The 3562-nt window shown below is 69.2% G+C and carries 3 protein-coding genes; 2 read left to right on the forward strand and 1 reads right to left on the reverse strand.

Going from position 1 to position 3562, the window contains the following annotated elements:
• Positions 1-12: 12 nt before the first annotated feature.
• Positions 13-465 (reverse strand): GNAT family N-acetyltransferase, encoded by a 453-nt coding sequence (locus tag ASE56_RS06955; protein ID WP_056226663.1) that lies wholly within the window; start codon positions 463-465, stop codon positions 13-15.
• An 87-nt stretch (positions 466-552) separates the two neighbouring features.
• On the opposite strand from ASE56_RS06955, the gene ASE56_RS06960 reads away from it, so the two are divergent.
• Positions 553-1086 carry a hypothetical protein gene (locus ASE56_RS06960; RefSeq protein ID WP_156371627.1) on the forward strand — a complete coding sequence of 178 codons (534 nt, stop codon included), beginning with the start codon at positions 553-555 and terminating at the stop codon, positions 1084-1086.
• 114 nt (positions 1087-1200) lie between these two features.
• Positions 1201-3420, forward strand: coding sequence for an NADP-dependent isocitrate dehydrogenase (locus ASE56_RS06965; RefSeq protein WP_056226667.1), 2220 nt, complete (start codon positions 1201-1203; stop codon positions 3418-3420).
• Positions 3421-3562: the final 142 nt, after the last annotated feature.

A 3562-nucleotide genomic window follows, 5' to 3' on the forward strand; every position in this document is an offset into this window, starting at 1 on the left:
CCCGAGAACGGGTCAGACGCTGGCGCGGGCGATGATCTCGCCATACTCGGTCTCGCCGACGGGCTCGAAGCCCACGCGCTGGAAGAACGTCTCGGGTCCGCCGACGCCGGGCTCGTAGATGACGTCGACGTGGTCCATGCCGCGGCCACGGGCCTCTTCGAGGACAGCGGCGATCGCGTAGCTGCCGACACCGCGGCCCTGCTCGTCGGCGTCGACGTTGATGCGCCACAGCACCGATCGGAAGTGCTCCTCGTGCGCGTCCGGGTCGAAGTTCGCGCTGACGAAGCCGACGACCTCGTCGCCGTCGAGCACGACGCGCTGCCACGACGTCTGCGGGTTGCTGACGGTCGCCGCGATGCCGTAACTGACCGGCGCGAGGAACTGCTCCTGCCCGGGCTTGAGCGACAGGGTGTTCACGGCCACGATCGTGGCGGCGGACAGTTCGACGAGACGCAGGTCAGCCATGGGCCCAGGCTAGCGGCACCCCCACCCCGCCCCCAAGATCGCATGCCGTCGCATGCGGTTCTCGTCACCTGTGCATACGCTGGGCGGGTGCACGATGCTGACCGGCCCCTGCGAGCGCCCGAGACGAGCGCGGGGCGTCACCGGATCGCCCTGTCCTGCACGGTGCACGTTCCGCAGGGCGTTCAGGATGCCGTTCTGCTCGCGTTCGAGCAGGCTCTGCAGCGCGCACATCTGCGTGCCGCGCCGGAGCGAGCGGCCCACGCGAACCCGGGTGCGACGGGAGAGACGCTCAGCGTCTACGAACGTGGCAGCTTCATCGCTGACACGCTCTTCAACGGGACCGGTCTGTCCCTGCTCACCACCCGCGTCGGACCCCTCTCGATGCAGGCGGTCGTCGTCCTCACGACGCGCACGGTGAACGATCTCAGCCGCGTCATCGTGTCGATGGTGGTCGGGGGAGAGGTCGCGCCCGAGATCGCTCGAGAGGTGGATGCCGCCATCGACGATCTCGTCGCTCGCGGCATCGTGGTCGAGGGACCGGGGTGGGCGCGGGCGGTCGACGTTCCCCGCGAGAGCCTGGGGCACCCGAAGACCGCGCGAGAGCACGGCATCCGGGGCTGAGAAGTCCGCACGGGACGGCGGAGGGATGCCGAGAACTATCTCGACATCAAGAGACTTTGCCCACGTGCGATAGGCTGAATCGCAACCCTGGCCGCCTCTACGGAGAGATCTGACGTGCCCGATTCCACCATCATTTACACGTACACCGACGAGGCGCCGGCTCTCGCCACCGCGTCGTTCCTGCCCATCGTGCAGGCCGTCACGAAGCAGGCGGGTGTCGACGTCGAAACCCGCGACATCTCGCTCGCCGGCCGCATCCTCGCGGCCTTCCCGCAGCGCCTCACGCCCGAGCAGCAGGTCGGCGACGCGCTGGCCGAGCTCGGCGGTCTCGCCACGCTGCCCGAGGCGAACATCATCAAGCTGCCGAACATCTCGGCATCCATCCCGCAGCTGAAGGCCGCGATCGCGGAGCTCCAGTCGCAGGGCTACGACATCCCCGACTACCCCGATGAGGCGTCGAGCGTCGAAGACAAGGACGTGCGCGCGCGTTACGACCGCATCAAGGGCTCCGCTGTGAACCCCGTGCTGCGCGAGGGCAACAGCGACCGCCGCGCCCCGCTCGCGGTGAAGAACTACGCGAAGAAGCACCCCCACCGCAACAAGGCGTTCGCCGAGGGTTCGAAGACCCGCGTCGCGACCCTCGGTCATGACGACTTCCGCTCGAACGAGAAGTCGGTCGTGCTCGGCGACGACGACGTGCTCACTATCCAGCACGTGGCCGCCGACGGCTCCACCACCACGCTAAAGGAGGGCCTCAAGGTCCTCCAGGGCGAGATCGTGGATGCCACGTTCCTCTCGGCCGCGGCCCTCGACGCCTTCCTCGCCGACACCCTCGCGCAGGCGAAGGCCGACGACGTGCTCTACTCGGTGCACCTGAAGGCCACGATGATGAAGGTCAGCGACCCGATCATCTTCGGCCACGTCGTCAAGGCGTTCTTCGCCGACGTGTTCGACCGCCACGGCGACGCTCTCGCCGCGGCCGGCCTGACCCCCAACGACGGCCTCGGCTCGATCCTCGCGGGTCTGTCGAACGTCGAGGGCGGCGACGCCATCGCCTCCGAGATCCGCGACGCTCTGGCATCCGGCCCCCGCCTGTCATACGTCAACAGCGACAAGGGCATCACCAACCTGCACGTGCCGAGCGACGTGATCGTCGACGCGTCGATGCCCGCGCTCATCCGCAACGGCGGAAAGCTGTGGGGCGCCGACGGGGGAGAGGACGACACGCTCGCCGTGATCCCCGACTCCTCGTACGCCGGCGTCTACCAGGCGACCATCGAGGACGTCATCGCGAACGGCCCCCTCGACCCGGCGACCATCGGCTCGGTGCCGAACGTCGGTCTCATGGCCCAGGCGGCCGAGGAGTACGGCAGCCACGACAAGACGTTCGAGATCGCCGCTCCCGGCCGCGTTCAGGTCGTCGCCTCGAACGGCGACGTGCTGCTCGAGCACGAGGTCAGCACGGGCGACATCTGGCGCGCGACCCAGACCAAGGACGTCGCGGTGCGCGACTGGGTGAAGCTCGCCGTCACCCGCGCCCGCGCGACCGGTGTCCCGGCCGTGTTCTGGCTCGACGAGACCCGCGCGCACGACCGCAACCTCATCGCCAAGGTGCACGAGTACCTCGCCGACCACGACACCGAGGGCCTCACCATCGAGATCCTCGCCCCCGCCGAGGCGACGACGTACTCGCTCGAGCGCATCCGCCGCGGTGAGGACACGATCTCGGTCACCGGCAACGTGCTGCGCGACTACCTCACCGACCTGTTCCCGATCCTCGAGGTGGGCACGAGCGCCAAGATGCTCTCGATCGTCCCGCTGCTCGCGGGCGGTGGCCTGTTCGAGACCGGTGCCGGCGGCTCGGCCCCCAAGCACGTGCAGCAGCTCGTCGAAGAGGACTACCTCCGCTGGGACTCGCTGGGTGAGTTCTTCGCCCTCGCGGCCTCGCTCGAGCACCTCGCCGACACCACGGGCAATGAGCGCGCCCGCGTGCTCGCGCAGACCCTCGACGCCGCGACCGGCACGTTCCTCGAGAACGACAAGTCGCCCGGCCGCGCCCTGGGCACGATCGACAACCGCGGCAGCCACTTCTACCTCGCCCTGTACTGGGCGCAGGAGCTGGCGAAGCAGTCGACCGATGCCGACCTCGCCCAGGTCTTCGCCCCGGTCGCCGAGAAGCTGGCCGCGGAGGAGCAGACGATCGTCGGCGAGCTCAACGCCGTCCAGGGCCACCACGCCGAGATCGGCGGGTACTACCGCCCGAACACGGAGCTCGTCGAGAAGGTCATGCGCCCCTCGGCCACGCTGAACGCCGTGGTCGACGCCCTGCGCTGATCCTGAAACCCGGAAGGGGCGGATGCCACACGGCATCCGCCCCTTCTGCATGTCCGGGCCGCGGCTCGGATCGTCGGCGGGCACATCTCCTGCAACCCGCGGTTCTCGGGCCCTTCGGAGGGCCCGGACGGGCCGGATTGCA

Origin of the sequence: Microbacterium sp. Leaf203 (assembly GCF_001421275.1) — a bacterium.
GTDB classification, from domain to species: domain Bacteria; phylum Actinomycetota; class Actinomycetes; order Actinomycetales; family Microbacteriaceae; genus Microbacterium; species Microbacterium testaceum_A.

What these genes read in the sequence shown, in the direction of transcription:
- ASE56_RS06955 (WP_056226663.1), bottom strand. Translation starts at nt 465, where the DNA reads ATGGCTGACCTGCGTCTCGTCGAACTGTCCGCCGCCACGATCGTGGCC.